Source organism: Bradyrhizobium sp. AZCC 1577, from assembly GCF_036924575.1.
Classification (GTDB): Bacteria; Pseudomonadota; Alphaproteobacteria; order Rhizobiales; family Xanthobacteraceae; genus Bradyrhizobium.
The window spans coordinates 3,622,212-3,647,258 of record NZ_JAZHRQ010000001.1 but is presented as its reverse complement, the minus strand read 5'-3'; the positions used below and the strand labels follow the sequence as shown (position 1 = coordinate 3,647,258).

27 protein-coding genes are annotated in these 25,047 nt (G+C 62.1%); 11 read left to right on the top strand and 16 right to left on the bottom strand.

What is annotated here, in order from left to right:
* Nucleotides 1–19: 19 nt before the first annotated feature.
* The 3 genes from V1278_RS16930 (at nt 20) to V1278_RS16920 (ending at nt 1,918) form a co-directional block, all read left to right on the top strand.
* Entirely contained in the window at nt 20–508 is a 489-nt protein-coding gene (locus tag V1278_RS16930) for a PaaI family thioesterase (protein WP_334381610.1), read from the top strand.
* Nucleotides 498–1,439: a DMT family transporter gene (locus V1278_RS16925; protein ID WP_334381608.1), complete on the top strand. Its 942-nt coding sequence runs from the start codon at nt 498–500 to the stop codon at nt 1,437–1,439. The genes V1278_RS16930 and V1278_RS16925 overlap by 11 nt, the downstream gene beginning before the upstream one ends.
* A 167-nt stretch (nt 1,440–1,606) precedes the next feature.
* Nucleotides 1,607–1,918 carry a hypothetical protein gene (locus V1278_RS16920; protein ID WP_334381607.1) on the top strand — a complete coding sequence of 104 codons (312 nt, stop codon included), beginning with the start codon at nt 1,607–1,609 and terminating at the stop codon, nt 1,916–1,918.
* 47 nt (nt 1,919–1,965) lie between these two features.
* Here V1278_RS16920 and V1278_RS16915 read toward each other — a convergent pair whose 3' ends face one another.
* Together V1278_RS16915 and purQ are read right to left on the bottom strand one after the other, a co-directional pair.
* Entirely contained in the window at nt 1,966–2,919 is a 954-nt protein-coding gene (locus V1278_RS16915) for a tripartite tricarboxylate transporter substrate-binding protein (protein ID WP_334381606.1), read from the bottom strand.
* 8 nt (nt 2,920–2,927) lie between these two features.
* Nucleotides 2,928–3,629: a phosphoribosylformylglycinamidine synthase subunit PurQ gene (gene purQ, locus V1278_RS16910; RefSeq protein WP_334381605.1), complete on the bottom strand. Its 702-nt coding sequence runs from the start codon at nt 3,627–3,629 to the stop codon at nt 2,928–2,930.
* 150 nt (nt 3,630–3,779) lie between these two features.
* Between purQ and V1278_RS16905 the strand changes: the two genes are divergently transcribed.
* Nucleotides 3,780–4,796 carry a magnesium and cobalt transport protein CorA gene (locus V1278_RS16905; RefSeq protein WP_334381604.1) on the top strand — a complete coding sequence of 339 codons (1,017 nt, stop codon included), beginning with the start codon at nt 3,780–3,782 and terminating at the stop codon, nt 4,794–4,796.
* 24 nt (nt 4,797–4,820) lie between these two features.
* On the opposite strand, the gene purS is transcribed toward V1278_RS16905, so the two are convergent.
* Complete coding sequence (gene purS / locus V1278_RS16900) at nt 4,821–5,063, bottom strand: phosphoribosylformylglycinamidine synthase subunit PurS (RefSeq protein ID WP_065728615.1); 243 nt, start codon at nt 5,061–5,063, stop codon at nt 4,821–4,823.
* Between the two features lie 21 nt (nt 5,064–5,084).
* Nucleotides 5,085–5,852, bottom strand: a complete 768-nt coding sequence (gene purC / locus V1278_RS16895; protein WP_008974302.1) for a phosphoribosylaminoimidazolesuccinocarboxamide synthase — start codon at nt 5,850–5,852, stop codon at nt 5,085–5,087.
* A 318-nt stretch (nt 5,853–6,170) separates the two neighbouring features.
* Here purC and V1278_RS16890 point away from each other — a divergent pair, with 318 nt between their 5' ends.
* Entirely contained in the window at nt 6,171–6,494 is a 324-nt protein-coding gene (locus V1278_RS16890) for a DUF1476 domain-containing protein (protein ID WP_334363628.1), read from the top strand.
* 49 nt (nt 6,495–6,543) lie between these two features.
* On the opposite strand, the gene V1278_RS16885 is transcribed toward V1278_RS16890, so the two are convergent.
* Nucleotides 6,544–7,464: a LysR family transcriptional regulator gene (locus V1278_RS16885; RefSeq protein WP_334381603.1), complete on the bottom strand. Its 921-nt coding sequence runs from the start codon at nt 7,462–7,464 to the stop codon at nt 6,544–6,546.
* A 119-nt stretch (nt 7,465–7,583) separates the two neighbouring features.
* Between V1278_RS16885 and V1278_RS16880 the strand changes: the two genes are divergently transcribed.
* Complete coding sequence (locus V1278_RS16880; RefSeq protein ID WP_334381602.1) at nt 7,584–8,396, top strand: isocitrate lyase/PEP mutase family protein; 813 nt, start codon at nt 7,584–7,586, stop codon at nt 8,394–8,396.
* A gap of 143 nt (nt 8,397–8,539) precedes the next feature.
* On the opposite strand, the gene cynS is transcribed toward V1278_RS16880, so the two are convergent.
* The 4 genes from cynS to V1278_RS16860 all read right to left on the bottom strand — a co-directional run bounded on the left by cynS (nt 8,540) and on the right by V1278_RS16860 (nt 12,418).
* Complete coding sequence (gene cynS / locus V1278_RS16875; protein ID WP_213285820.1) at nt 8,540–9,028, bottom strand: cyanase; 489 nt, start codon at nt 9,026–9,028, stop codon at nt 8,540–8,542.
* 69 nt (nt 9,029–9,097) lie between these two features.
* Entirely contained in the window at nt 9,098–10,024 is a 927-nt protein-coding gene (locus V1278_RS16870; protein ID WP_334381601.1) for an ABC transporter ATP-binding protein, read from the bottom strand.
* A 5-nt stretch (nt 10,025–10,029) separates the two neighbouring features.
* Complete coding sequence (gene ntrB, locus V1278_RS16865) at nt 10,030–10,869, bottom strand: nitrate ABC transporter permease (RefSeq protein ID WP_334381600.1); 840 nt, start codon at nt 10,867–10,869, stop codon at nt 10,030–10,032.
* 166 nt (nt 10,870–11,035) lie between these two features.
* Entirely contained in the window at nt 11,036–12,418 is a 1,383-nt protein-coding gene (locus tag V1278_RS16860) for a CmpA/NrtA family ABC transporter substrate-binding protein (protein WP_334381599.1), read from the bottom strand.
* Between the two features lie 167 nt (nt 12,419–12,585).
* Between V1278_RS16860 and V1278_RS16855 the strand changes: the two genes are divergently transcribed.
* Both V1278_RS16855 and V1278_RS16850 read left to right on the top strand, forming a co-directional pair.
* Nucleotides 12,586–14,508 (top strand): sigma 54-interacting transcriptional regulator, encoded by a 1,923-nt coding sequence (locus tag V1278_RS16855; RefSeq protein WP_334381598.1) that lies wholly within the window; start codon nt 12,586–12,588, stop codon nt 14,506–14,508.
* A gap of 349 nt (nt 14,509–14,857) precedes the next feature.
* Nucleotides 14,858–15,319 carry a globin family protein gene (locus V1278_RS16850; RefSeq protein WP_334381597.1) on the top strand — a complete coding sequence of 154 codons (462 nt, stop codon included), beginning with the start codon at nt 14,858–14,860 and terminating at the stop codon, nt 15,317–15,319.
* 121 nt (nt 15,320–15,440) lie between these two features.
* On the opposite strand, the gene V1278_RS16845 is transcribed toward V1278_RS16850, so the two are convergent.
* From V1278_RS16845 to V1278_RS16830, 4 genes are all read right to left on the bottom strand, one after another.
* The gene (locus tag V1278_RS16845; RefSeq protein WP_334381595.1) at nt 15,441–16,052 is read right to left on the bottom strand and encodes a hypothetical protein; all 612 of its coding nucleotides are present in this window, start codon (nt 16,050–16,052) and stop codon (nt 15,441–15,443) included.
* Nucleotides 16,053–16,193: 141 nt separating this feature from the next.
* Nucleotides 16,194–17,072, bottom strand: a complete 879-nt coding sequence (locus V1278_RS16840; protein ID WP_334381594.1) for a sulfurtransferase — start codon at nt 17,070–17,072, stop codon at nt 16,194–16,196.
* Between the two features lie 52 nt (nt 17,073–17,124).
* The gene (locus tag V1278_RS16835; RefSeq protein ID WP_334381593.1) at nt 17,125–18,249 is read right to left on the bottom strand and encodes an acyl-CoA dehydrogenase family protein; all 1,125 of its coding nucleotides are present in this window, start codon (nt 18,247–18,249) and stop codon (nt 17,125–17,127) included.
* 33 nt (nt 18,250–18,282) lie between these two features.
* Nucleotides 18,283–18,825, bottom strand: a complete 543-nt coding sequence (locus tag V1278_RS16830) for an OsmC family protein (protein ID WP_334381592.1) — start codon at nt 18,823–18,825, stop codon at nt 18,283–18,285.
* A 226-nt stretch (nt 18,826–19,051) separates the two neighbouring features.
* Here V1278_RS16830 and V1278_RS16825 point away from each other — a divergent pair, with 226 nt between their 5' ends.
* From V1278_RS16825 to V1278_RS16815, 3 genes are all read left to right on the top strand, one after another.
* Nucleotides 19,052–19,711 (top strand): TetR/AcrR family transcriptional regulator, encoded by a 660-nt coding sequence (locus V1278_RS16825; RefSeq protein ID WP_334381591.1) that lies wholly within the window; start codon nt 19,052–19,054, stop codon nt 19,709–19,711.
* 189 nt (nt 19,712–19,900) lie between these two features.
* Complete coding sequence (locus V1278_RS16820; protein WP_334381590.1) at nt 19,901–20,803, top strand: hypothetical protein; 903 nt, start codon at nt 19,901–19,903, stop codon at nt 20,801–20,803.
* Nucleotides 20,804–21,148: 345 nt separating this feature from the next.
* On the top strand, nt 21,149–21,553 hold the full coding sequence (locus V1278_RS16815) for a DUF1330 domain-containing protein (protein ID WP_334381589.1): 405 nt from the start codon (nt 21,149–21,151) through the stop codon (nt 21,551–21,553).
* Between the two features lie 256 nt (nt 21,554–21,809).
* Here the strand turns inward: V1278_RS16815 and V1278_RS16810 are convergent, their stop codons facing one another.
* From V1278_RS16810 to V1278_RS16800, 3 genes are all read right to left on the bottom strand, one after another.
* Entirely contained in the window at nt 21,810–22,613 is an 804-nt protein-coding gene (locus V1278_RS16810) for a DUF2182 domain-containing protein (protein ID WP_334381588.1), read from the bottom strand.
* A 49-nt stretch (nt 22,614–22,662) separates the two neighbouring features.
* Complete coding sequence (locus V1278_RS16805) at nt 22,663–23,295, bottom strand: DUF1326 domain-containing protein (RefSeq protein WP_334363644.1); 633 nt, start codon at nt 23,293–23,295, stop codon at nt 22,663–22,665.
* 212 nt (nt 23,296–23,507) lie between these two features.
* Nucleotides 23,508–24,719 carry a TrmJ/YjtD family RNA methyltransferase gene (locus V1278_RS16800; RefSeq protein ID WP_334381587.1) on the bottom strand — a complete coding sequence of 404 codons (1,212 nt, stop codon included), beginning with the start codon at nt 24,717–24,719 and terminating at the stop codon, nt 23,508–23,510.
* Between the last annotated feature and the right edge of the window lie 328 nt (nt 24,720–25,047).

Below are 25,047 nucleotides of genomic sequence, written 5' to 3'. Positions count from 1 at the left end.
GAATTGAAGGTCATTTTTAGTGAACGAACTCCCCCAAAATGCATTTCACCGCCGCCCCGATCTGCATGTCGAAACCGAGGGCGAATTTGCCGGCTGGCGGACCTGGACCCGCGACAGTTTTGAGACCCATAACGGCCCGTTCTGGCACCGGATGGACGAAAACGGCCGCGTGCAATGCGCGTTCCGGGTCGAGAAGAAGCACCTCAACGGGCAGCGCAACGTCCATGGCGGCTGCTTCATGTCGTTCGCCGATTACTGCTTGTTTGCGATCGCCTCCTCCGTGCTGGAGGGGCCGGGCGTCACGGTTTCGTTCGCGTGCGAGTTTCTCGACGCGGCGAGCGAGGGCGAACTGGTCGAATGCGAGGGCGAAATCACCCGCGCCGGCGGCTCGCTGATTTTCCTGCGCGGCGTGCTGAAATCCGGCGAACGGTCGCTGTTCACCTTCTCCGGCACCATCAAGCGGGTGAAGTGGAAGAAGCCGACTGGCGCCGCCGCCGTTGCCACCTGACGCGCCACAGGCACGTCGCGGCTGGCGCGACTATGCATTACTACTCGCGCTGGCGTGCTGCTGGAGCTCGACCTATCCGCTGACCAAGATTGGCCTCGGCTCGATCCCGCCGGTCACCTTCATCGCGGTGCGGTCGCTGATCGCGGCGGGCTTCCTGCTGGTGATCCTGCGTGCCCGCGGCTTGCGGCTGCCGACGAGCGGCAAGGCCTGGAAGCTGTTTGCGTTCCAGCAGACCATCAACTCGACCATTCCTTTCCTGATGATCACCTGGGCGCAGCAATATGTGGCGGCAGCGCCGACCGTGGTGCTGGCCTCGACCACGCCGATCTTCGCTTTCCTCATCACCTGGGCCGTCACGCGCCATGAGCCGGCGACGCTGCTCAAGCTGATCGGCGCCGTTCTGGGCCTGGCCGGAACGGCGGTGACCATCGGCCTCGATACGCTCGGCGGGCTCTCCAGCAATCTCTTTGCCGAAATGGTCATCTTGATCGCCACCATCTCGTTCGCCTGCGCCACGATCTTCGGGCTCAAGCTGACCGATTACGACCCGATGGTGGTGGCGGCGGGCTCGCTGTTGTTCGGCGGCACGGTGCTGCTGCCGCTCGCGCTGATCGTCGATCATCCCTGGACCTTGCGGCCGACGGCCGAGGCGCTGATTGCCACCGCCGCGATGGGCATCTTCTCGAGCGCCTTCGGACTGATGCTGTTCTACATGTGCCTGACGCGGCTCGGCACGCTGACCACCAATTCACGGGGATACTTGCGCATCCCGATCGGCGTCGGCCTGTCGGTGCTGCTGCTCGGCGAACCCGTGCCGCCGAATCTGGCACTTGGCCTCATGTTGGTGATGGCCGGCGTCGCTGCGATGACCATCCCACGCGACCATTATCGCAAGTGGATCGAGCGCCTGCGCGGGAAGCCGAAAGGTTGATGAGGGCCGTCGGCGGAATCTAACCGATGTTGCTTTTGGGCGATCGAAAGCCACTCCGGCTGAGCCTGCGGGAACGGTAGTGGAACAGCAATCAACCATGATTGACACACCGGAACGCATGCGAGTGCACCGTGTTGCGCCGTTACGCAGCAAGAAAAGGAGCAATCATGAAACTCGCAACAATCGGATTGGCCATGGCGCTGGCATTCACGAACACCCTCGCCCTGGCGCAAGCCGGCGGCAGCGGCGCCGGCGGAAGTTCGGGCACGGGTGGCACAGCGGCAGGATCCTCCACCGGCGGAACGACCGCCGGAAGTGGAACGGGCGGTAATGCCACCACCGGCATGAGCAACGATGCCGGCAGTGCAGCAGCCGGACGGAACAGTGGTGTGAACCCGTCAGGGAACACCCACATCAATCCCTCGCCGAGCGGCTCGACGCTGTCGCCGACGGGTCCGGGTTCGACTACCGGTCGATAACAAAAAGCCCCGCTCGGCGGGGCTTTTTTATCACATGATCGCCGGTGCTATTTCTTCTCTTCCAGCAGCTTTTTGTATTTCTCGACGTCGCGTGTCACCAACTGGCCGAGCACTTCGCTCGCGTGCTCGTTGGCGTCGGGCGCAACGGTGGAAAGATCGTGAAAGCGCTTCTTCACCGCCTCGCTCTCGACGGCGGTTCTGGCGGCGGCGTTCAGCTTCGCAATGATCGCAGGCGGCGTGCCTTTTGGAGCGAACAGGCCGTTCCAGCCCTGCGCCTCGAATTCGGGAAGGCCGGCCTCGGAGGAAGTCGGCAGGCCGGGCAAGGTTGCAAGCCGCACCGTTGAGCCGACAACGAGACCCCTTACCAGCTTGTCATCGATCGCCTGCGACACCGACGCGGCCGCGTCGCAGACGCCGTCGATCTGGCCGCCGATCGCATCCGTCAGCGCCGGCGCCGCGCCGCGATAGCCGACCAGCGTCACGTCGATGCCGGCCGCCTGCACAAAGCTCTTGCAGATCAGGAAATTCGAGGAGCCGACGCCGGCATGGCCGAGATTGACCTTGCCGGGATTTTTCTTCGCATAGGCGATGAAATCCTGCAGGTTCTTGGCGGGGAAATCCTTGCGCAACGCGACGATACCGAACGTTTTCGCAACGACCGCGATCGGCACGAAGGATTCCGGCGTGAATGGCAGTTTTGGATAGATCGTATAGGTCGCGGCGCTGGTGCCGGCATTGCCGATCGCGATGGTATAGCCGTCTGCTTCCGCCCGCGCGGCACGCGCCAACGCAGTCGAGCCGCCGGCGCCTGCAACATTCTCGATCACGATCGGCTGCCCGAGCGACTTGGCCATCTCCTCGGCAACCACACGCGCGATCACGTCGGAGGTGCCGCCGGCCGCGAACGGCACGATCATGGTGATGGGACGCTTGGGATAATCCTGCGCGTGGGCTGCGACGGCGCACAGCAGCGCCACAACGACAATCGTCAGGCGCGACACCAAGAACCTCACGCGGCTTTTTGCAGATGCGCGGCTAGCCCTGCGAACAGGCCGCGGCCGTCGGTGCAGCCCATGATGTCTTCGACGTGGTTTTCCGGGTGCGGCATCATGCCGAGCACGTTGCCGCGCTCGTTGACGATGCCGGCGATCGACTGCGCCGCGCCGTTGATGTTGGATTCCTCGTCGACCACGCCCTCAGGGGAGCAGTAGCGGTAGAGCACCCGCCCCTCGCCCTCCAGCCGCTTCACCGTCTCCTCGTCGGCCTCGTAATTGCCCTCGCCATGCGCGACCGGCACGCGAATGACCTGGCCGGCATTGTAGCCGCGCGTGAACGGGCTATCGGAGCGCTCGACCCGCAGATGCACATCCTTGCAGATGAACTTCAGCTTCGAATTGCGCATCAACACGCCGGGCAACAGCCCCGCTTCGCACAGGATCTGGAAGCCATTGCAGACGCCGAGCACGAGCCCGCCACCGGCGGCATATTTGCGCACCGCGTCCATGACAGGCGCCCGCGCGGCAATGGCGCCACAGCGCAGATAGTCGCCATAGGAAAACCCGCCGGGCACTACGACCAGATCGGTCCCCTTCGGCAGCGCAGTGTCGGCATGCCACACCATCGCAGCCTCCTGCCCCGAGGCGAGCTTGAGCGCGCGCGCCATGTCGCGCTCGCGATTGATTCCGGGGAAGACGAGGACGGCGGATTTCATGGAGGTTCCCGGTTGGAAACGAGAATCGTCGGCAGAACCGCCGACCCGGCAGAGACATAACCATTTGACGCCGGTTTTTCCAGTGCTAGCGTCGCCAAAACGGCCCGCGCGGCAGCCGTGCTCAACAACAATCGCTCAGGGATGGAAGCCATGAATGTCCCGTCGCTGGCGACCGCAGAGACCGAACCGATGACGTCCGAAGGTGTCGTCGCGGCCGGTGTTTACGTCGATGGCCGCCGCGTCGCCAATATCGCCATCGAGGAGGCTTCGAGCTGGCGCAGCAAGCCCGGCCACGTCGTCTGGATCGGCCTGTATGAGCCGGATCTGGCGCTACTGAAAAGCGTGCAGCAGCAGTTCGACCTGCACGACCTCGCGATCGAGGACGCCAACCACGCCCATCAGCGGCCCAAGATCGAGCAATATGGCGACGGCCTGTTCATCGTGGCGCGAACGGCGCAACTGATCCAGGGCAGGATCGCGTTCGGCGAAACTCATTTGTTCGTTGGCGAAGGCTATCTCGTCTCGGTCCGCCACGGCGCATCGACCTCGTATGCAGCAGTGCGCGAACGCTGCGAGAGCTGCCCCCGCGCGCTGGCGCGTGGCGAGGACTATATTCTCTACGCCATCCTCGATTTCATCGTCGACAACTATTCCCCTGTCCTGGAAACCATCCACGACGAGGTCGAGAAGATTGAAGACGACGTCCTCGCCAGCACCATCACGCGGGCCCAGGTCGAACGGCTCTACATGCTGCGCCGGGATCTATTGCGACTGCGCAATGCGATTGGCCCCCTGGTGGAAGTCTGCCGCCGGCTCGAACACGACAACCTTCCGATGGTGCGTTCGACCATGCAGGCGCTGTTTCGCGATGTCACTGACCACGTCAGGACCATTCAGGAGCGCACCGATTCAATGCGCGAGGTGCTGGCGTTCGCCTTCGAGGCAAGCCTTCTGGTCGGCCAGGCCCACGAGACGGCAGTCTCCAAGAAGCTGGCCTCATGGCTCGCCATCATCGCCGTGCCGACGGCGTTGGCCGGAGTCTACGGGATGAATTTCAAGCACATGCCCGAACTGGAATGGGACTACGGATATTTCTTGGTGCTGGGGCTGATGCTCACCGCCTGCACCGGGCTGTACTGGCGTTTCCGCAGCGTGGGATGGCTGTGAGCGGCAAGCCCGCCGCTCACACCCTCATCCCAAAAGCTCGACCCGGTAGTTCTCAATCACCGTATTCGCCAATAGCTTGTCAGCGGCATCCTTCAATGCCGCCTCTGCCTTGGCCTTGTCCGAGCCTGATAGTTCGATGTCGAACACCTTGCCCTGGCGGACGCTGGCGACGCCATCGACGCCAAGCGATTTCAGCGCGCCTTCGATGGCCTTGCCCTGCGGATCGAGGATGCCGGACTTCAACGTAACGGTAACGCGTGCCTTCACGAGATTTGCCCCAGTTCTTCTTTAGCTCTTCACCAGCACCGGACCCGAACCGGCGGGGCGCTCGTTCTCCATCAGAATGCCCAGGCGTTTCGCCACCTCGGTATAGGCTTCAAGCAAGCCGCCGAGATCGCGGCGGAAACGGTCCTTGTCGAGCTTCTCGTTCGACTTGATATCCCACAGCCGGCATGAGTCGGGCGAGATTTCGTCGGCGACGATGATCCGCATCATTTCGTTCTCAAACAGCCGGCCGCATTCCATCTTGAAATCGACCAGACGGATGCCGATGCCCAGGAAGAGACCGGTGAGGAAGTCGTTGACGCGGATGGCGAGCGCCATGATGTCGTCGATTTCCTGCGGCGTCGCCCAGCCGAACGCCGTGATGTGCTCTTCCGACACCATGGGGTCGTTGAGCTGGTCATTCTTGTAGTAAAATTCGATGATCGAGCGCGGCAGTTGGGTGCCCTCCTCGATACCGAGGCGCTGCGACAGCGAACCGGCGGCGACGTTCCGCACCACCACCTCCAGCGGCACGATCTCGACCTCGCGAATCAACTGCTCGCGCATGTTGAGGCGGCGGATGAAATGGGTCGGCACCCCAATGTCGTTGAGGTGCTGAAACAGGTACTCCGAAATCCGGTTGTTGAGGACGCCCTTGCCCTCGATCACCTGGTGTTTCTTGGCATTGAACGCGGTCGCATCATCCTTGAAGTGCTGGATCAGGGTTCCCGGCTCCGGACCTTCATACAGGACCTTGGCCTTGCCTTCATAAATACGGCGTCGACGGCTCATTGGGATGTACCGTGTTTTGTTGAAATCCATGAAATTGGTGTGCTCCGGATGACAAGGGTTTGCGACCACGACGGAGCTGCCGTGAAGGCCAGGTCCTGAACTTAAGCGACCGGAAACAGAACAAGAACCTCGCCTGATGGCAACCTAACCGATTGGCCCATCCAGCACAATCGACCCGGCCCGATTGGGCCCAACTTATCCCGATTGCCTGCGGCTTAACGGACTGTTGTTTTACCGATTCGCCCCCTCTATCTAGGTAGTCCATCGGGCGGCGACAACGCGGCCTTATTTACCGTTTGCGGGGATTGGAACCGAAGAATGACCACTTTCGACAAGCGCGAGGAAGGTTTTGAGAAGAAATTCGCCCTCGATGAGGAGCAGAAGTTCAAGGCTGAGGTGCGCCGGAACAAGCTGCTCGGTCTTTGGGCAGCGGAGAAGCTCGGGCTGTCGGGCGATGCCGCCACCGCCTATTCCAAGGAAGTGGTCGCGGCCGATTTCGAGCAAGCCGGCGACAAGGACGTCCAGGACAAGGTGGTGAAGGATCTTACCGCCAAGGGCGTCGCCGTCACCGCGCAGGAAGTTCGCGTCAAGATGGACGAACTGATTGCGGTTGCCGCCGCCCAGGTGAAGGCGGGGAACTAAGCGCAGCGAATTGGAAGTGGCGAATGGCGAGTAGGAAAAATACTATTCGCTACTCGCCGCTCGCCATTCGCGCCTTTCTGTATTCTGCACGCACGATCTCCAGCAACCGCCGCGCCGCCGCGCTCAAAAATCCGCCGCGGCGGGTCACTGTGACGACGTCATGGCTTGCCTTGAGATCGCGCACGCCGATGGTTGAGATCGTCTTGTGCCGCAGCTCTTCGGCAGCGTTGCTCTCCGATAATAGCGCGATGCCGAGCCCCGCTTCGACCAGCCGCTTCTGCGCAGTCAGGCTGTCGACTGGCGTCCAGTCGATTTCGCCGAGGCCGTGGGTCTGGAACAGCGCAAAGACATGCGCGGCCGTGATCTCGCGCCGTCCCGGTACGACCGGAAATGCGATCCAGCGCTCGCCGCGCAGATCGGCGAGCTTTGCGATCCGGCGGCCGGCGCGCGGATGATCCAGCGCGCATACCACCTGCAGCCGCTCGGAGAACAGCAATTCGCAGTCGAGGTCGCGCGAGCGATCGCGATCATAACGCAGGCCGATGGTCACCTCGCCGCGGCGGACCATGTCGCTGACCTCCGCGCTGGTCGCGGTACGCAGGCTCAATTCGACCTCGGGACGCTCGGCCGCGAAGCGCCTGAGAACCGCCGACAGCCGCCCGCCCGCAAGCGTGCCGACGACGGCGAGCGCGACCGGTCCTAAATCCGGCCGCGCCAGTGCGCGCACCGCATTCTCCGCGTCCTGGGCCGCAGCCACCGCGCGCTCGGCATGAGGCACCAGCACTTTTCCGGCGTCACTCAGCGTCGTGCGCCCCGCGATCCGCTCGAACAGCGGCACGCCGAGTTCCTGCTCCAAGAGCGCAATGCGCCGCGAAATCGCCGGCTGCGAGCGGTGCAGCGCTTTTGCGGCATTCGAAATGCCGCCGCGGCGATGAATGGTCAAGAAGGTGAGAAGCGCATCGCTGTCCATATCTCAATCCATGCAAAAAGCTGATGATGCGTAGAGAAATAACAAATTTGGCTGATGGTAGATAGCCCGCTAGTTTCGTCGTCAACCAGACCGGCCAACAAACGAGGCGGAGATTGCCGATGCGAAGTCAGACGGAAAAAGCTGAGGCGTTTCGCGCGCTGCATGCGCGCCCGGGCGCCTTCATCATTCCCAATCCCTGGGACGCTGGCACCGCCAAGCTTCTCGCCGCGATGGGCTTTGAGGCGCTTGCGACCACGAGTCTCGGCCTTGCCAACACGCTCGGCAGCGTAACGGTCAGCCTCGACGCCATCCTCGAGAATTGCCGAGCGATCGCGGAAGCCACCGACCTTCCCGTCAACGCCGACCTTGAAAACTGCGGCGCGGACGATCCGAAGACCGCGGCGAAGGCGATCGCGCGCGCGGCCGAAGCCGGCGCCGTCGGCGGCTCGATCGAAGATTCGACCGGCGATCCGCAGAACCCGATCTACGACTTTTCGCTCGCGGTCGAGCGCGTGCAGGCCGCGATCGAGGCGGCGCGCGCACTGCCCTTCCCGTTCACGCTGACCGCGCGGGCGGAGAATTTCCTGCACGGCCGCAAGGAACTCGACGATACGATCAAGCGGCTACAGGCGTTCGAGGCCGTTGGCGCTGATGTCCTATATTCACCTGGGCTCTACGACATCGGCACCATTCGCACTGTGGTGTCCTCGATCAGCAAGCCGTTCAACCTGGTGATGGGATTTGCCGATCCGACGCTGACCGTTCCGCAACTCGCCGAGGCAGGCGTCAAGCGCATCAGCGTCGGCGGCGCGATGGAACGCTACGCACTGGCGGCGTTCCTGAAGTGCGCGCGAGAGATGAAGGAGCGTGGCGCCTTCACGTTTGTGCGCGACATGGCGCCGATCAAGGAGGTGCGGGCGGCGTTTGTCTGACGGTCTCTCCCGTCATTGCGAGCGCAGCGAAGCAATCCATTTCCTCAACGCGGGGATAGATGGATTGCTTCGTCGCGGAGCCTGTCATCGGGCGCGCATTCGCGCGACCCGTTGGCTCCTCGCAATGACGGTGGAGGCAGACGTCACTCCTCCTTAAATCCATACTCCGGCACATTCCCACTCGCGCCGTAATATTTATACGGCAGGAATTTGCCGGACATCGTGATCTTGACCCGGTCGCCCTTGGGATTGGCGACGCGCTCCAATGCCATGTCGAAATCGATCGCCGACATGATGCCGTCGCCGAATTCCTCTTCGATCAGCGCTTTCCAGGCCGGTCCGTTGACCATCACCATTTCATAGAAGCGGTAGATCAAGGGATCAGTCGGCGGCATCGGCGTGCCGGTGCCGCGCATCGGCACCTCGTTGAGCATCGCAGTTTCCGCTTTCGACAGCCCGAACAATTCGCCGGCATTGGCGGCTTGCGGTTTCGTCAGCTTCATCTGGCCCATGATGGCGCCGACGATCAGCACTTCCGAATAGCCGCCGATCTTTTCGCAGATGTGTTTCCAACTCCAGCCCTTTTCGCGCTTGATGTCGAGCAGCTTCTCTGTGAGGTCTTCGCGCTTCATGCCCTATCTCCTTATGTACTCGTCATGCCCGGGCTTGTCCTGGGCATCCACGTCTTGTTTCGCATTGCCTTAAGCAGACGTGGATGGCCGGGCCACGCTCGGCCATGACGCCTCTATTGAATCCTCGCCTGCCGACGTCACGATGAGTTCCGGCTTGCCCGGCCGCACGACCGGCACGTTGCGCGGATCATGATCGGTCACGGTGGCGGCAAACGTCTTGCTGCGGCTGACGAGGAAATCGACGATGTGATTGCGCACCGCGTAATAGAGCGGATGGCGGTGCAGATCGATGCGGCCGCGATCCTTCGGCAGCGGATTTTCCACGATCTCGGCCAACACGGCGCCCGGACCATTGGTCATCAGAAAAATCTTGTCGGCGAGATAGATCGCCTCATCGACATCATGGGTAATCATGAACGCGGTCTGCCCGGTCTCGAGGCAAATGCGCCGCACCTCGTCCTGCAGCGTGCCGCGTGTCAGCGCGTCCAGCGCCGAGAACGGCTCGTCCATCAGCATGATCTTCGGCGTGATCGAGAGCGCCCGCGCAATGCCGACGCGCTGCTTCATGCCGCCCGACAGTTCCGACGGCCGCTTGTGCTCGGACCCGGTCAACCCGACCAGATCGATGAACTTCTGCGCATGCGCCTTCACCTTTGCGCGGTCCCAGTTGCGCCGCTTCGAGGTCACGGCATAGGCGACGTTGCCGAGCACTGTGCGCCATGGCAGCAGCGCATGGCTCTGGAAGATCACGGCGCGATCAAGACTCGTGCCTTCAATGGCCTGCCCGTCGACGATGACAGCGCCCTCGCTCGGCTGGTCGAGCCCCGCCAGGATGTTCAACACCGTGGTCTTGCCGCAGCCAGAATGGCCGATCACGCAGCCGAATTCGCCGCGCTTCATCGACAGCCAGAGATCCTCGAAAATCGTGGTCTCACCGCCACCCGCGCCCGGATAACGCCGCGCGATGCCCTCGACGGAAATGAATTTGTCGGTCATCGCCATCACTCCGGGAAAGTGACCATGCGCGTAAACCGCGCCAGGATCTGGTCGAGCAGCATGCCGACGATGCCGATCATGAGGATGGCGATGATGACGTTGGTGATCGAGAGATTGTTCCACTCGTTCCAGACGAAGTAGCCGATGCCGGTCCCGCCCACCAGCATCTCGGCCGCGACAATCACGAGCCAGGCGATGCCGATCGAAATCCGCATGCCCGTCAGAATCGTCGGTGCCGCCGCGGGCAGGATCACCGTGAAGGCACGCCTGACGGTGCCAACTTCCAGCGTGCGCGCGACGTTGATCCATTCCTTGCGTACCGCGGCGACGCCGAACGCGGTGTTCAAGAGCATCGGCCACACCGAGCAAATGAAGATGACGAAGATCGCGGAGATCGAGGAATCCTTGATGGTGTAGAGCGCAAGCGGCATCCAGGCCAGCGGCGAGATCGGCTTCAGCACCTGGATGAACGGATCGAGCGCCTTGCTGATCAACGGCGACATCCCGATCAGGAATCCAAGCGGAATGGCGACGATCACCGCGAGCAGATAGCCGAGGCCGACGCGCGCGATGGAATAGCCGAGCTGGATGCCGAGCCCCTTGTCGTTCGGCCCGTTATCGTAGAATGGCTGCCTGAGGTGCTCCCACAATTTCGCGCCGACATCTGATGGACCCGGCATCGCCGATTTGCCCTGGGTCGCCGTCAGCCCCATCAGCTTGGCGTATTCGGGCGACATGGTGGTGGTCGCAGCCGTCGGCCGCGTGGCGAGATGCCAGATGCCGAGGAACGCCGCGAACAGCACGATCGAGACCACCGCCGCGCGGAAGCGAAGGGATGAGGTCATTGGGGATAGTCCCTCAGCACGTCGTCCCGGCGAACGCCGGGACCCATACTCCGCGGCGCTAGTAATAAAGGAAGGCCTCTGACATCATGCCCAATAGAGCCGACGCGGCGTATGGGTCCCCGCGTTCGCGGGGACGACAGCGGCAAATGTGGTTGCGGCCCCTTCATCACGACGCCTTCCTGATCTTGAAGCTGGCGAGATAGTCCTCGGGCTTCGCAGGATCGAACGTCTTGCCCATCACCGAAAAGCTCTTGGTGGTGGCGGCGGGCGGCGTCAGTCCTGCTTCCTTCATCAGCTTGGCTGCGTCGGTGGCGAGATAGACCTGCGCGGCGATACCGGCATAGTCGATGTCGCCCTTGATCTGCCCCCAGCGCTTCATCTGGGTCATGATCCAGACCGCGAACGACTGCCACGGGAACGGATCGAAATCGACGCGGTTCGGCTGCTGGACGATGTTGCCGAGCCCGTCGGCGAAGGTGCCGGTCAAAATCTGCTCCAGCACGATCGGCGGCTGGTTAAGATAGTTCGCCGGCGCGATTGCCGCCGCGATTTCCTTGCGGTTCTCCGCCTTGTGCGCGTACGCAGTGGCTTCAATGATCGATTTGAGCAGCGCGCCATAGGTATTCGGCATCGTGGTGACGAATTCCTTCGACGCAGCGAAGGCGCAGCACGGGTGGCCTTCCCAGATATCCTTGGTCAGGATGTGGATAAAGCCGGCGCCGTCAAACACCGCGCGCTGGTTCATCGGGTCGGGCCCGAGAAAGCCGTCGATGTTGTCGGCCCGCAGATTGGCGACCATTTCCGGCGGCGGCACCGCGCGGATCTGCACGTCGGTATCGGGATCGATGCCGTGCTCGGCGAGGTAATAGCGCAGCAGGTAATTGTGCATCGAATAGTCGAAGGGTACGGCGAACTTGAAGCCCTTCCAGTCCTTCGGATTGCGCTTGTCCTTGTGCTTGATCGACAGCGTGATCGCCTGGCCGTTGATGTTTTCCACGGCCGGCATGGTGTAGGGAATCGGATTGGAGCCGGCGCCCATGGTGATGGCGAGCGGCATCGGCGACAGCATGTGGGCGGCGTCGTATTCCTTGTTGACGGTCTTGTCGCGAATGACGGCCCAGCCGGCGGTCTTGATCACTTCGACGTTCAGGCCGTTCTTGGCATAGAACCCCATCGGCGCCGCCATGATGATCGGCGTGGCGCAGGTGATCGGGATGAAGCCGACCTTAAGGTCCTTCTTTTCCAGCGGCCCGCCTTGCGCGAACGCTTCCGTCGCCGTCTTGAGCGGGAAGAACTGCGATAATGCCGCCGCTGCGGTTGCCGCGCCCACCGACTTCAAAAACGCGCGGCGCGCGACGTCCTGCGGGAAGATCGCGCGCATTACGGCGGAGGCGACCACCCCTTCGTAGCGTTTCTGCTCGCTCTCGATAGCGGATCGGGCTTGCAGTTGGGCGGCCTGGTGTTCGGCTTCGCTGAGATGCTGGCCACAGCTACAGCCACCGGCATGAAGGCGGCGGTTGGGATCGAATGGATTGTCGAAGGTAGACATCAGCCCTCCTGCGCGACGTTGCACCCTAATTAAGCAAGGCACATGCCAGCCCCGTTCTGCGGCGATGGCTCTGAGATCACAGGGATTCTGCTGACATTGGCAGTTACGAAAATTCGTGATACACGAAATGTCGTAGTTGAATTACGAGATTTCGGAGTAGCGGCTGGATGGATCTGGCCCTCGGCTCAACCGCCCCGCCGCAGGATGTCGAACTGCGCACCGCCGCGTTCGAATTCGCGATCGAGCCCGCGCTGCTGCTCGATCCCCATGCCGACCAGATCCTCGACGCCAATCCGGCGGCCTGCACCCTGCTCGGCTATGACCGCGCCTTGCTGCGCCAGACCAAGGCCAGCACGCTGCATGCCGGACAACTGCCGGCGCTGATCGTGTTCACGCAGGCCGTGCTCGACAAGGGCGCGTACTGGAGCAACGCGCTCACCCCGCGCCACGCGACGGGGCAAAGCCTGCGCCTGGAATATGCTGGCTCACTGGTGCCGGGCGAAGGCCGCTCGCTGGTACTGCTCACCATGAGCGATCTCGACGCCCGCCGCCGACGCTATGTCGACGCGGCGGCCGAAGACCACATGCGCGGCGGAATCGCGACCTGGCAGCGGGTCGAACGGGTGTTCCAGGATATCGAGCGGGAAAACCAATTGATCCTGCGCGCCGCCGGCGAAGGCATTTATGGCGTCAACGCCGAGGGCAAGACCACCTTCGTCAATCCGGCCGCCGAGCGCATGCTGGGCTGGGCTGCGGAAGAATTGGTCGGCAAGGCAATCCATCCGATCGTTCATCACACCCATCATGACGGGCGGCACTATCCCGATCACGACTGCCCGATTTACGCGGCGTTTCGCGACGGTGCCGTGCACCAGGTTGAGGGCGAGGTGTTCTGGCGCAAGGACGGCACGCCGGTCTGGGTCGAGTATACCTCGACGCCGATCCGCGACCGCGGCGTCGTGGTCGGCGCCGTCATCGTGTTTCGCGACGTCAGCCAGCGCCGCGAGGCCGACGAAAAGCTGCATGCAGCGCTTGCCGAAGTCGATCGCCTGCGCGAGCGGCTGGAGCTGGAAAACGCTTACCTCCAGGAAGAAATCCGCATCGAGACCAATCCCCGCGGCATCATCGGCCAGAGCGAGGCGATCCAGAAGACGCTGCGCCAGGTCAAGCTGGTGGCGCCGACCACCGCCGCCGTCATGATCACCGGCGAGTCCGGCACCGGCAAGGAACTGATCGCGCGCGCCATTCATGAAGCGAGTAGCCGCCGCGACCGGCCGCTGATCCGCGTCAACTGCGCGGCGATCCCGCGCGAACTTTTTGAGAGCGAGTTCTTCGGCCATATTAGAGGCGCCTTCACCGGCGCGATGCGCGACCGCATCGGACGGTTCGAGCTCGCCGACGGCGGCACGCTGTTTCTCGACGAGGTCGGCGAAATCCCGCTGGAGCTGCAGGGCAAGCTCTTGCGCGTGCTGCAGGAGGGCAATTTCGAACGCGTCGGCGAGGAGCGCACCCGCGCGGTCGACGTGCGCGTGATCGCCGCCACCAACCGCGACCTCAAGCAGGAAGTGCAGCGCGGCCGCTTTCGCGAGGACCTCTATTTCCGCCTCAACGTATTCCCGGTGGAATCGGTGCCGCTGCGCGAGCGGCGCGAGGACATTCCGCTGCTGGCGCAGCATTTTTTGACGCGCGAGAGCAAGGCGCTGAAATCCGACCTGCGCCTGTCGGAAGGCGATGCCCGCCGGCTTGCGCGCTACGACTGGCCCGGCAATGTCCGCGAACTGCAGAACGTGATCGAGCGCGCGGCGATCCTCGCCCAGAATGGTCGGCTGCGCATCGACCTGCCCGATGTATCGGGCACATCGCCCTCCTCCGGCGCGGCGCGCGAGAAAGCCGACACCCGTCCTGTGGTGATGACCTCATCGGAAATGCGCGCCCACGAACGCGCCAACATCCTCGCGGCACTTGAAGCCTGCTCCGGAAAAGTGTTCGGCCCCGGTGGCGCGGCCGAGATGCTCGACATCAAGCCCACCACGCTGGCCTCGCGTATCAAGGCGCTGGGAATTGCAAACGGGCGCGGCTTGGCTGGCTGATTAGGGCGTGTACTCATAAACCACGGCTTCCCACGACAAGCGGAAGGCACCCGGCTTGACGGTGATCGGCGGCTTGTGACCCTAGGCAGACATTCGCGTCCAATTTTACGCGAGGTAACCGAAGCACCGTCACAAAAATTTCAACGCCGTCACGACCAGGAATACGCAGCACGCCGGCGCTGGTCAGTCTGACCGCTGCTGCGACCCTCTGCTCCTTTGGGGCCGTTCGCAATATGAGAACGTACTGATCTCAACAAATCATTGTGCCGGTATCGAACCTTGCGCGTTAGCCCAGCACATATTTGCAGTGTTCCGACCAGATTATTCAAACGGATAGGAAAGTGCTGCCATGCCTCCTGAAACCAAAGACATGTCTCCTGAAACCAAAGAACTTCTCAAGTCGACCTGGGCAAAGGTGGTTCCGATCAGCGATATCGCGGCTGGTTTGTTCTATGAGAGACTGTTCACGCTCGATCCATCGCTGCAGCGATTGTTCAAGGATGCAGATATGAAAGAGCAGCGCCGGAAGCTGGTCCAGGCATTGAGTGCCGTGATCAACAGTGTCGATGACTTGCCGTCGTTGGTACCGACGCTAGAGATCCTCGGGCGAAACCATATTCGGTATGGCGTAGAGGATCGGCATTACGACACGGTTGGTGCAGCCTTGCTATGGACCCTAGAGCAGGGTTTGAAAGAGGCTTGGACGCCAGCGGCGAAGTCGGCCTGGGTGGTGGCATATAGCACCGTGTCCGGCGTCATGCGTGATGCGGCAGCCGCATCGCGAGAGAACGCGACCGCACAGGCAATCTGAATCTGGCATGTCGCCTCTTGGCCCAAAGGCGGTATGCATCAACGTTGGTTTGACAATCAATGTTGGCTTGATAATCGCCTTCCGAGAGTAAAGCGGACCTGACTTAATTACGAGTACATGCCTAGTAGCGGCGGCCGCCGACGGCGAACGACGAAGCGCCGGGCAGCGAGTTGAACTCGCTGTCGATCCGGCCCGACTGCTGGACGTAGCCGACGCCGAGCGACAGGCTGAGATTCGACGTCGCCTGGAATTCGACGCCGGCATTCACGCTGGAGATCGGCAGCGTGCCCGACTTGGAGTCGAATGGCGCGAACGGGCCGCCGATGCCGGTATTGTATTTCAGCGTGTCGAACCCGGCATAGAAGGTGACGGGCAAGCCGCTGTTCTTCAAGCTGTAGCCGAACTGCACGCCTTCGCTATAGAGCGAGCCGAAACCGCCGAACGCACTCTGGCTGAGACCGCTGAGGCCCATGCTGCTGCGCTGGCTGCCGACAAAAAAGCCGTTCGAAAAATTGTACCGCGCATAGGACGAGCCGTTTCCGACGTCGCGGAAGTCGAAGCTTGGAAAGCTCCCATAAGCATTCGGGCTCTCGCCCGCTTCCCCGCTGAAACCCATCGGCCAGCCCGGGATCCAGTAATTCACCGGCGAGGCCTGGGCGTGAGCGGCGCGCGCGCCAAGGCACAGCGTCGCCGCGACCAATACGAGACCGAATTTGCGTGAAAACATCGACATCCGCGACCACCCGACTGCGCCGCAATTATACGCAGCAGATATCGGGAACGCCAGAGCGGCGCGGTGGCGGTTCCATCAGGTCGCAGGCCGCGATGTTGCAGTCCGATTCGTAGACTCAGACTGCAACGTCGAATACCGTCCTCACGCCGCCTTGGTGGTGAGCTTGGCCTCCGTCGGCAGCCCTTCCTCGATCGGCAGCGACGGATCGCGCGACCACTCGTTCCAGGAGCCGAAATACATCCGCACATCCTTCACGCCGGCGTTCTTCAAGGCGAGGAACGTGTTCGAGGCGCGCGCGCCCTTGAAGCAGTAGAGATAGACCGGCGTATCCTGCGTGATGCCGACGGTGGCGCATTCCACCAAAATCTCGTTCTTGGACTTGAAGCGCGGCCCTTCCGCGGTCGGCTTCATCATGCGGTACCATTCGAGCCAGACCGCGCCGGGGATGCGTCCCTTGCGCGGGCAGAAATCCTTCCCATACGGAGAAGAGCTTTCGCCGATCCATTCGTCGATGTCGCGCACATCGAGCAAGGCGATACCGGGCTTGCCGACGGCGGCCAGCATGGTCTTGGCATCGATCAGGATGTCGCCCGCTTCAGGCAGAACCGAGAACGATGCCTTCACCGGCGACGGCACGTCCGTGGTCACCGGCAGGCCCGCCGCTGCCCAGGCATCAAAGCCGCCATGCAGCACCTTGACCTTGGGATAGCCGAGCATGGTCAGCAGATAGTAGCCGCGGCAGGACTGCCCGAAACCGGAATTCATCGACTGCTCGTAGATGACCGCGGTCTCCTTGCCCGAAAGCCCGGCGGCGCCGAACGCATCGGCGAATTTCGTCTTCAGTTCGTGAATACCTTCCGGCGTCGAGGTCGCGAGATAGGTGAAGATTTCATGGACGTTGACGGCGTTCGGGAGATGCCCCGCGCCGTAAGCTTCGGGATTGCGGGTGTCGATGACGACACACGGCTCTTGCTTGAGGAATTCCGCGAGTTCGCCGGCAGTAATCAGAACGTCCGTCATGGCAGGCCTCTCCTGTTTCGTGGTTGCTGGTTGGGGTCGATCGGAAATCCCTTTAGTGCTCGTCCCCGGCCAGCATCTTGCGAAGCTGCTTGGTGGCGGGCGTGACGATCGCGACGAAATAGGCTTCGCGCAGCCGCCGCTGGGCGCGGTGGCTCTTCAGGTAACCGCGCGCGCCGCAATGAAGCATCGCGGCATGCGCAGCCGCGACGCTGGCGTCGCCGGCGCGCAGCCGCAGCGCAATGACGCGGCGCCAGTAGCTATCGTCGGAATTGTAGGGGTCGCGCGCCAGCGCCATCGTCTCCTTCTCGAACTCGGCATGGAGTTCGCGGAATTGAGTAGGCTGTTGCGGCAAATAGCGGTTGATATGGCTCAAGGGCGCGTCGACCTCGTCCATGATCTGGATGCAATCCTTGATCAGGCCGAGCGCCATGCCGGCCTGCAGCAGGATGAAACCGGCACGGATTTTCTTCACGAACGGTCCCGCCGGTTCGGCAAGGATCAGTTCATCCGGCACGAAGACGTCGCGGAACTGCACGGCATAGGTGCCGGTGCCATCCATCGCGAGAAATGGTTTGCATGGCTGCAGCGTGATCGCCGGGTTGGCGCAATCGGCAAGGAACATCACGATGCCGCCGCCCTTGTCCTCGCGCTCGAAGATGGTGCCGAAGAAATGATCGGGACCGAGGTTCGACACCCAGGGCAGCGCGCCGCGCACGATATAGCCGCCCTCGACTCTCCGTCCCTTCAGCTTCAGCTTCTCGATGCCGAAAAAACTCTTCATCGGGTTGGAGAGCCCGGTGCCGCCGAGAATCTCACCGCTGGCACACTTGCCGGCGAATTTGGCAACGAGTTCTGGATTGTTTGAATTCGAGGCGTACCAGACCAGCGTGTTCTGGCACCACGCCATGAAGGCGGTGGCGCCGCAGACCTCTCCAAGTGCCGCGATCGATTGAATGGCGCAGCGCAGGTCCGCCACGCCATCCGCTGGCCGGTGGCTGCCCCACGCGCCGACGTGCCCGAGACGCCGCAGCAACGCATCCGGATAGACGGTGCCCTCGTCGATGGCCGCGGCCTGGGGTGCGAGTTCTCTCCGCGCAATCGCCGCGACCTGATCCACGATCGATGCCGCGGGGAGATCTTCGGCAACTGCGAGCCGCGATACCGCCACTGAACCCATGAGACCCTCCGCACCCCAGCTTGTTGCGACTGCTTATGCGCTGACGTCGAGATTGACCGGCCGCGTGAAGGTGTTGGCGACCGGCGACCATTTCTTGACGTGGGCGACCAGCGCATCGATCTCGCTCTTCGGAATGCCCTCGCATTCCATGTCGACCTTGACGCGCACATCGGTGAAGCCGACCGGCTTTTCGCTGACGTCGCCGGTGCCCCACACCGCCGTGATATTGAGGTCGCCTTCGAGCTCGAGTTCGAGCTTGTTGACGATCCAGCCGCGATGCACGGCGTTGGCGTGCAGGCCGACCGCAAGGCACGAGCCGAGCGCGGCGAGCGAGGCTTCGGAAGGATTCGGCGCGGTGTCGTCGCCGAGCAAACCCGGCGGTTCGTCGACGATGTAGGGCGCGAGATTGCGAATGTAGTTGGCGTGACGGAACTTGCCCTCCGCCACCGTTCTGCACTTCAAGGTCTTGATGACCTTCGGATTGGCTTTGCCGTTGGCGATGAGCTGATCGAGCCCATTTTTGTCGATCGGGGCCAGGCAGCCCGTGAGCACCGTTTTTTGAGCGACCGCGGTCATCATTTCTCTCCCCTGGTTAGGATACCGAACGTTCTGTTTCCTGCATGAAGCGTGCCAGATCAGGCCGAAATCAAAAGCCGAACGTCTCTCGTCGCTTAGTGTGCCTGCCCGGAAATTGGTCAGCGCTGCGCTGCACAGGCGCGAAGCAATTGCCGCGTGCTTGCGATTATTTTCGGCGCAAAGATGCTGCTTGATGATTGCGCCGCGCTCCGATTAACTGCGGCGCATGGGCAAATCAGTTTCCAAGCGGAAAGCTGTCGCGGCGTCGGCCACAGGCGACGAGGAGTCCGCGCGCGGCCGCCTGCTCAATGCGGCGACGCATCTGTTCTGCAAGAACGGCATCAACGCCACCGGCATCGACGCGATCATCGACGAAGCCGGCACCGCGAAAACCACGCTCTACAAATTGTTCGGCTCGAAGACCAACCTCGTCAACGCCGTGCTGGAAAGCGAAGGCAAGGCCTGGCGCAAATGGTTCATCGGCGCGATGGAAGATGGCGGCGGCGATGCGCAGGCGAAACTGAAGCGGATTTTTCCGGCGCTGAAGCGCTGGTTTGCCGAGGAGCGCTTCTACGGCTGCCCCTTCATCAATGCGGTCGCCGAGCACGACAAGGACGCCAAACAGTTCCGCAACATCGCGCTGCGCCACAAAAAGGTGGTGCTGGCGCACATCGAAAAGCTCGCAAGTGAAATGGGTGCGTCTGAGCCGCAGGTGCTGGCCCATCAACTCGCGCTGTTAATAGACGGCGCCATCGTCGCCGCCATGGTCACGCGCGATCCCGCCGTCGCGGATACCGCGGGGCTTGCGGCGGGCTCGCTGTTTGGGCCGTCGAAGGTGAAGAAGCCGAAGCGCGCGGGTAACCCTGCGGAGCTTGTCGCCGTCTGAGGCAGGCTAGGGCGCTACTCATAAAACCAAAGATGTCCGCTCTTGGAGCTAAAGCAGATATACGTTGGTCACGCCAGAATTGCGCCTTTTGATCCAAAGCAGTCGTTTGATTCAAGTTTTACCGTTTCAATGGACGTATAGCGACGGTTCTGATCTACGAGTGGCGGCGACAACAGGCGAGAGGTCGTCATGACGGGGACCGTCATCTTTATCGTTTGGGTATGGATAATAGTTTTCCTATTCGCCGCTATTCCGGGAGTAGTCATTGGCTGGGTAGCTAGCGCGATGCTGGGCTACAAGCGGGGCATTATAGTTTCGGTTATGATCTCGATCGGCGCGACGATTTTCGCGATTCAGAAGGGTTTGCCCGGCTCTTACCTATATCTTCCGCCATTTTTGGTGGCTGCACTTCTCGGGGTTTGGCTTAGCCGACGAACATTGAGAGTGCGGAAATGGCTACCTTTGGCGATCATGCTGGTTCTTGCGGCCGCCTACGGCGGGCCGCTGTTGCTTACCTATATTACGAACGGTGAACAGGATGAGTGCTCCTTTGGTCAGGTATCGAACGTCCAATATCGCGACTATTTGCGGCGTGCGAAGGAGCTATCGTCAAACACGCCGGGTAGTTTTACGTCGAATGACCAGGAAGCTAGGGCTCGTTTCGATGAGCTGTTCGAAAGGCTGATCGATGGAAAGCCCTCTGTCTACGAGAGGGTTGCAGCCTCGCACGCATTGCTTCGTTCGTTTGGGGCTCAATATCGAAACACCAACGGTATGCGCCCGAACCCGTACGAGACGGTTGCAAGAAAGGGCGGATTTGTAAGTTTCAGCTATTATTTGGACATCAACCGGCTTGGCGTTGGGCTCTTCAATCCCTTGTTAATTTTTCGGCGGACGGCCCATATCTCGGCACTTTTGACTGGGCCGGGAGATTTCTACCGCGGGCCGGTTCCCTCAGTCGTCGGGGATATTCGTTTTAACGTGAACTACCCTGCGTTCGACACTCGCCCTCCCGATGATCGAGCGCCAGAGAATTGTCCTCTCGTCCCAAGTCAAGCGCTCTCCGAAACCTTTTCGCGCACGACGAGGTAGGGACCTATTAACGAGATGAGCATGTCTGCTTGTGGCCCTTTGCGACCTGCCGACCGGTTCTGAAATTGTCCGCTTATCGGGGTAGATCGGAAGTGATCGGCACACGGCCAAACCGGCGCTAATGACCCTGAGCAGACCTAGGCCAGGTTGAAATCCCGCACCGCAGCGGGCCCTTCTCCCTTTTACCCGCCAATGAAGTGGTCTAGGCTTATCGGCGAGCTGCCTTGAAGCGGGAGGTGCCGAGTTCTTCGCAGGTAAACGGGCAGCGATAGTGCCGTTCGGCCGGCATATTTCTGCGTGAGCCGGGCTTTTTTAGGGCTCAATCAAACAGCGCGGAGATCACTCATGAATACGAGATATAAGATGGGGTTGGCCATGGTAGCCAGCCTTGCACTCGGTGCTGCGGCGGTCCAGGGGCTGCACGCGCAAGCGAAGCCGCCCGTGTACTTCGTCGCGGAAGTCGACGTGATGGATCAGGAGGCCTATGGCAAGGAATATGCCCCGAAAGCGCAGGCCCTCATCAAGTCACACGGCGGTAAATTTCTTGCCATTGGAGGAATCGCTGGCGCAAACGCGAAACAAATAACTGGATTTGATGGCCAAACACCAAAGCGCGCCGTCGTCCAAGTCTGGGACAGCATGGAAAAACTCCAAGCCTGGCGCAATGATCCAGAGTACAAGAAGCTACGAGAGGTCGGCGACAAATACGCGAAATTCCGCTCCTTCGCCATCGAGGGCACGCCGCAATAGCGGACGCCCCATCACCGGAGTCGAGGGCCGCCAGGCATCGGCGGCCTCTTCGTCATTAGAGAACCCAGGACCGCAAAACGCGGGGCTTGATGTCCCACTGCATATTCAGCAACTCGCCGAGGTGCTGGATCGAGTGACGATCTTTGCTGCTGTGCAGGAGTTCCGTACTTGCACAAAGCAGACTGCTGAAGGCCAGTCTTGGCTTTCCCCTTACCGCTGGCAAAGCGACATCGCCAAATCCATTGGCGTCCTGGTTTTATGAGTACACGAGCGACGCGGGCGCCGTGACGATCAGGCCGCGCGCCAGCACCACCCCGCCGGCTACGATCAGGCCCACGCCTGCCGCGCGGCTGAGCCATGGGCTGCGTGCGACCAGTTTCTCGAAGGCGACATAGATCGCCACCGCCGCGATCCACACCAGGTTCATCACGCCGGCAACGAACAGCAGCGCCATCAAAAACCAGCAACAGCCGACGCAGTAGGTGCCGTGCCGAAAACCCATGCGCAGCGCGCCCATGGCGCCCGGTTGCCAATAGCGGCTGAGGAAGAATACCGGGCTTTGGCAGTAGCGCAGGCAGGCGCGCTTGACCGGCGTGAGCTGATAGAGCCCGGCGGCAAGCAGGATGGTCCCGGCGAGTATGCTGCTGGTGCTCGCCATCATGCCGGACAGCAGCCCGGCCTGGTCGAGCGCCCACTGCACCGCGACCGCGGCGAGGCTAAAGCCGGCCCATATCAGGAGATAGCCGGCGAGAAAGAGCCAGCTCGTGAGGACGGGATTATCCGTCTCCTGCCTGCGCTTGATTGCCGTAAACAGCAGCACCATCGGCGCGGCGCTCGGCACCATCATCGCGATCATCATCACCCACCACATCGCGAACATCAGCGCGGCCTGCGAGGGCGACCATGGCTCGGGGTCCATCGGCATGTCGGCCATGCTCATGTCGATGCCGGCGCCGGCGACCAGGTAGCCCCAGGCGAAGGCAACCACGGCAGCCATGCCGAAAGCCACGATCAGGCGATCGTGGCGCAAGGTCTGTTCAAGCGCAGAGGTCCCGGACATGGACTTAACCTCCGCCACGGAAACGGCACGTCGAAAGGTGCCTACAGCGCTAGGCCGCGACACCTTCCGGCGTCTGGACCACGTTGGCCAGCGAGCTGTGTGTGCCTTCGGTGTCGAACCTGATGGCGCCGGTCGAGCGGATGTTGGACGAGGCGACCTCCGCAGCCCTGTGTTCGAAGCCCTCGGGCATTACGACCTGGATGCGGTGGGGTTCTCCGGTCACCGGATTCTTGATCGGCTCGACCTCGGTCTCAAGCACGCCCTTGGCCACCATGCGCGCGACGCGTCCATCCTTGTCGAATGAAAACTCGATCGGCACAAACAACGGCTCATGCATTTTGGTCACGATCAGGCTGAGAATCTGGAACAGCGTGCCTTCGGCGGAGTTCTGGCCCGACATGATCTTGAAAAGCGCGTCGCGTTGTTCGGGTGTGGCGCGCTCGTCGATGATCGGCTGTAGCTGGCCGTTGCCCTCATGCAGCGCACCCGGAAAATGAACGGTCGCCGCGAAAACCAGGCCGTCGAGTTTCGTCTTTTCGAAATGCCCCTTGGTGATCCTCATGCCGACCAGGCCCTTGCAATAGCCGTGGGTCGGCCGCGCGTTGAAATCGCACGGACAGCCAAACGCGCAATTGCAGTTCTTGATCCATTCGCCTTCGAGACGCCAGTCAGATGTAGCCATCGCACACCTCCGATTTGCGTTGTCGATTGGACTGCAGTCGCTTGAGTGCGAGCTTACCTCGTTTGCGCCGCAAGGGACAGCGACCGGGCGGGCAAAGCCACCGGGTCGCGCGAATGTGCGCCCAGCGACGAGGCAAGGGTGCTCGCGGAGTGATGACAGGCTCTGTGCCCACCATTCAGGACAACGGTGCGGGACGGATGGTGGGCACGGCGCTAGCGCGCCTTTGCCCACCCTACCGCCTTCTCCAGCCGCTCCAGCTCGGTCGCCAGATCCCGCTCGACATCGGCAACCCGCATCTCGATCACGCGGTAATCCCGTGCCTCCAGCCACGCCTTCCGCCCGGCGCGGTCGGCGACAATTGTTTCCGTCTCGTTCGGGTTGACCAGTTCGATCGCCAGGCGATGCACAAAGGAAACGAAATCGGGGATGTGGCGGCCGACCGGGGTTTGCCGCTTGAACTGGCCGGCGAAGCGGCGGTCGCGGGTCAAGGCCTGCCATAAGATCCGCTCGGCATCGGTCGGGTTGCGCCGAAGCAGCCGTGCCAGGCCGCGCACGGTAGAGCTGTCGCCAGGCACCGCCGGCCCCTGCCCGTGCTCGGCCAACAGCGCCCGCAGCCGTGTCGCCTGTTCGCCGTCCAGCACGCCGCCCTTGGCCGGTCCCTTGCGTCCCTCCGCGATCGCCATCACCACGCCGTGCAGGGTGTGCATGTCCTGCTTGGTCGGGTCCATCCGGGTGAAAATATTGCGCAGGTTGACCAGCATGGTTTCGCGCTTCTCGCGCGGGCGGAGGAATTCAACCTTGTCGAGTTCCCGAACCAGATTGTCGAAGAAGGCCTGCATCTGGTGCTGCGAGGCCGGCTCGGAGCGTTCCGGCATCGCGAACGGCAGCGCGCCGCCGGTCGACAGCTTGAACCACTCGTAGCCGATCAGCAGCACCGCCTGCGCCAGATTGAGCGAGGCGAAGCCGGGATTGACCGGAAAGGTGATGATCCGGTTGGCGAGCGCCACCTCCTCGTTCTGCAGGCCGTACCGCTCGCGGCCGAACAGGATGCCGGCCCCGCCGCCACTTCCGACATGAGCCACGATCTCGGCCGCCGCTTGCGCCGGCGCCACCACTGGCTTGGCCTGGTCATGCGCGCGGGCGGTGGTCGCGAACAGCAGTGTGAGATCGGCGACCGCCTGCTCCACCGTGTCGAACAACTGCGCCTGTTCCAAAATCTGGTCCGCGCCGGCCGCGGCCCGTTGCGCCGCGATGTTCGGCCAGCCGTCGCGCGGATTGACGATCCGCAGGCGCGACAGCGCAAAATTGCCCATCGCCCGCGCGGCCATGCCGATATTCTCGCCGAGCTGCGGCTCGACGAGGATCACAATGGGTCCGGCTAAGTCCAACCCAGACTTGGTTTTATCGGTGCCCGAACCGGACATTTTGACTTCACTTTCTGATTCAACTTCCTAAGCTGATTCAACTTCTGAAGGTTTGAATCGGCGCGCGACGCGCGCACGGTTCAAACTCTCATGCTTGCCCGTTTTAGAAAGGCGGCCGGAATTCCCCAGCCAGAGATCGGGTTAGTAGCGTTTCCGCTAGCTTGCTCAAAGCCTCAATTGGGCCTCATCCGGAACGTCGGCGCAGCGCTACCGGACGATGCTACGCATCGCCTAGGCCGCACCGCATCCAGGACACCCGATAGCCCATGCATTCCGCGCCTGAAAGATGGGCTAAAAGTCGGGGCCGCACCAGCTTTCGCCGGCCGAT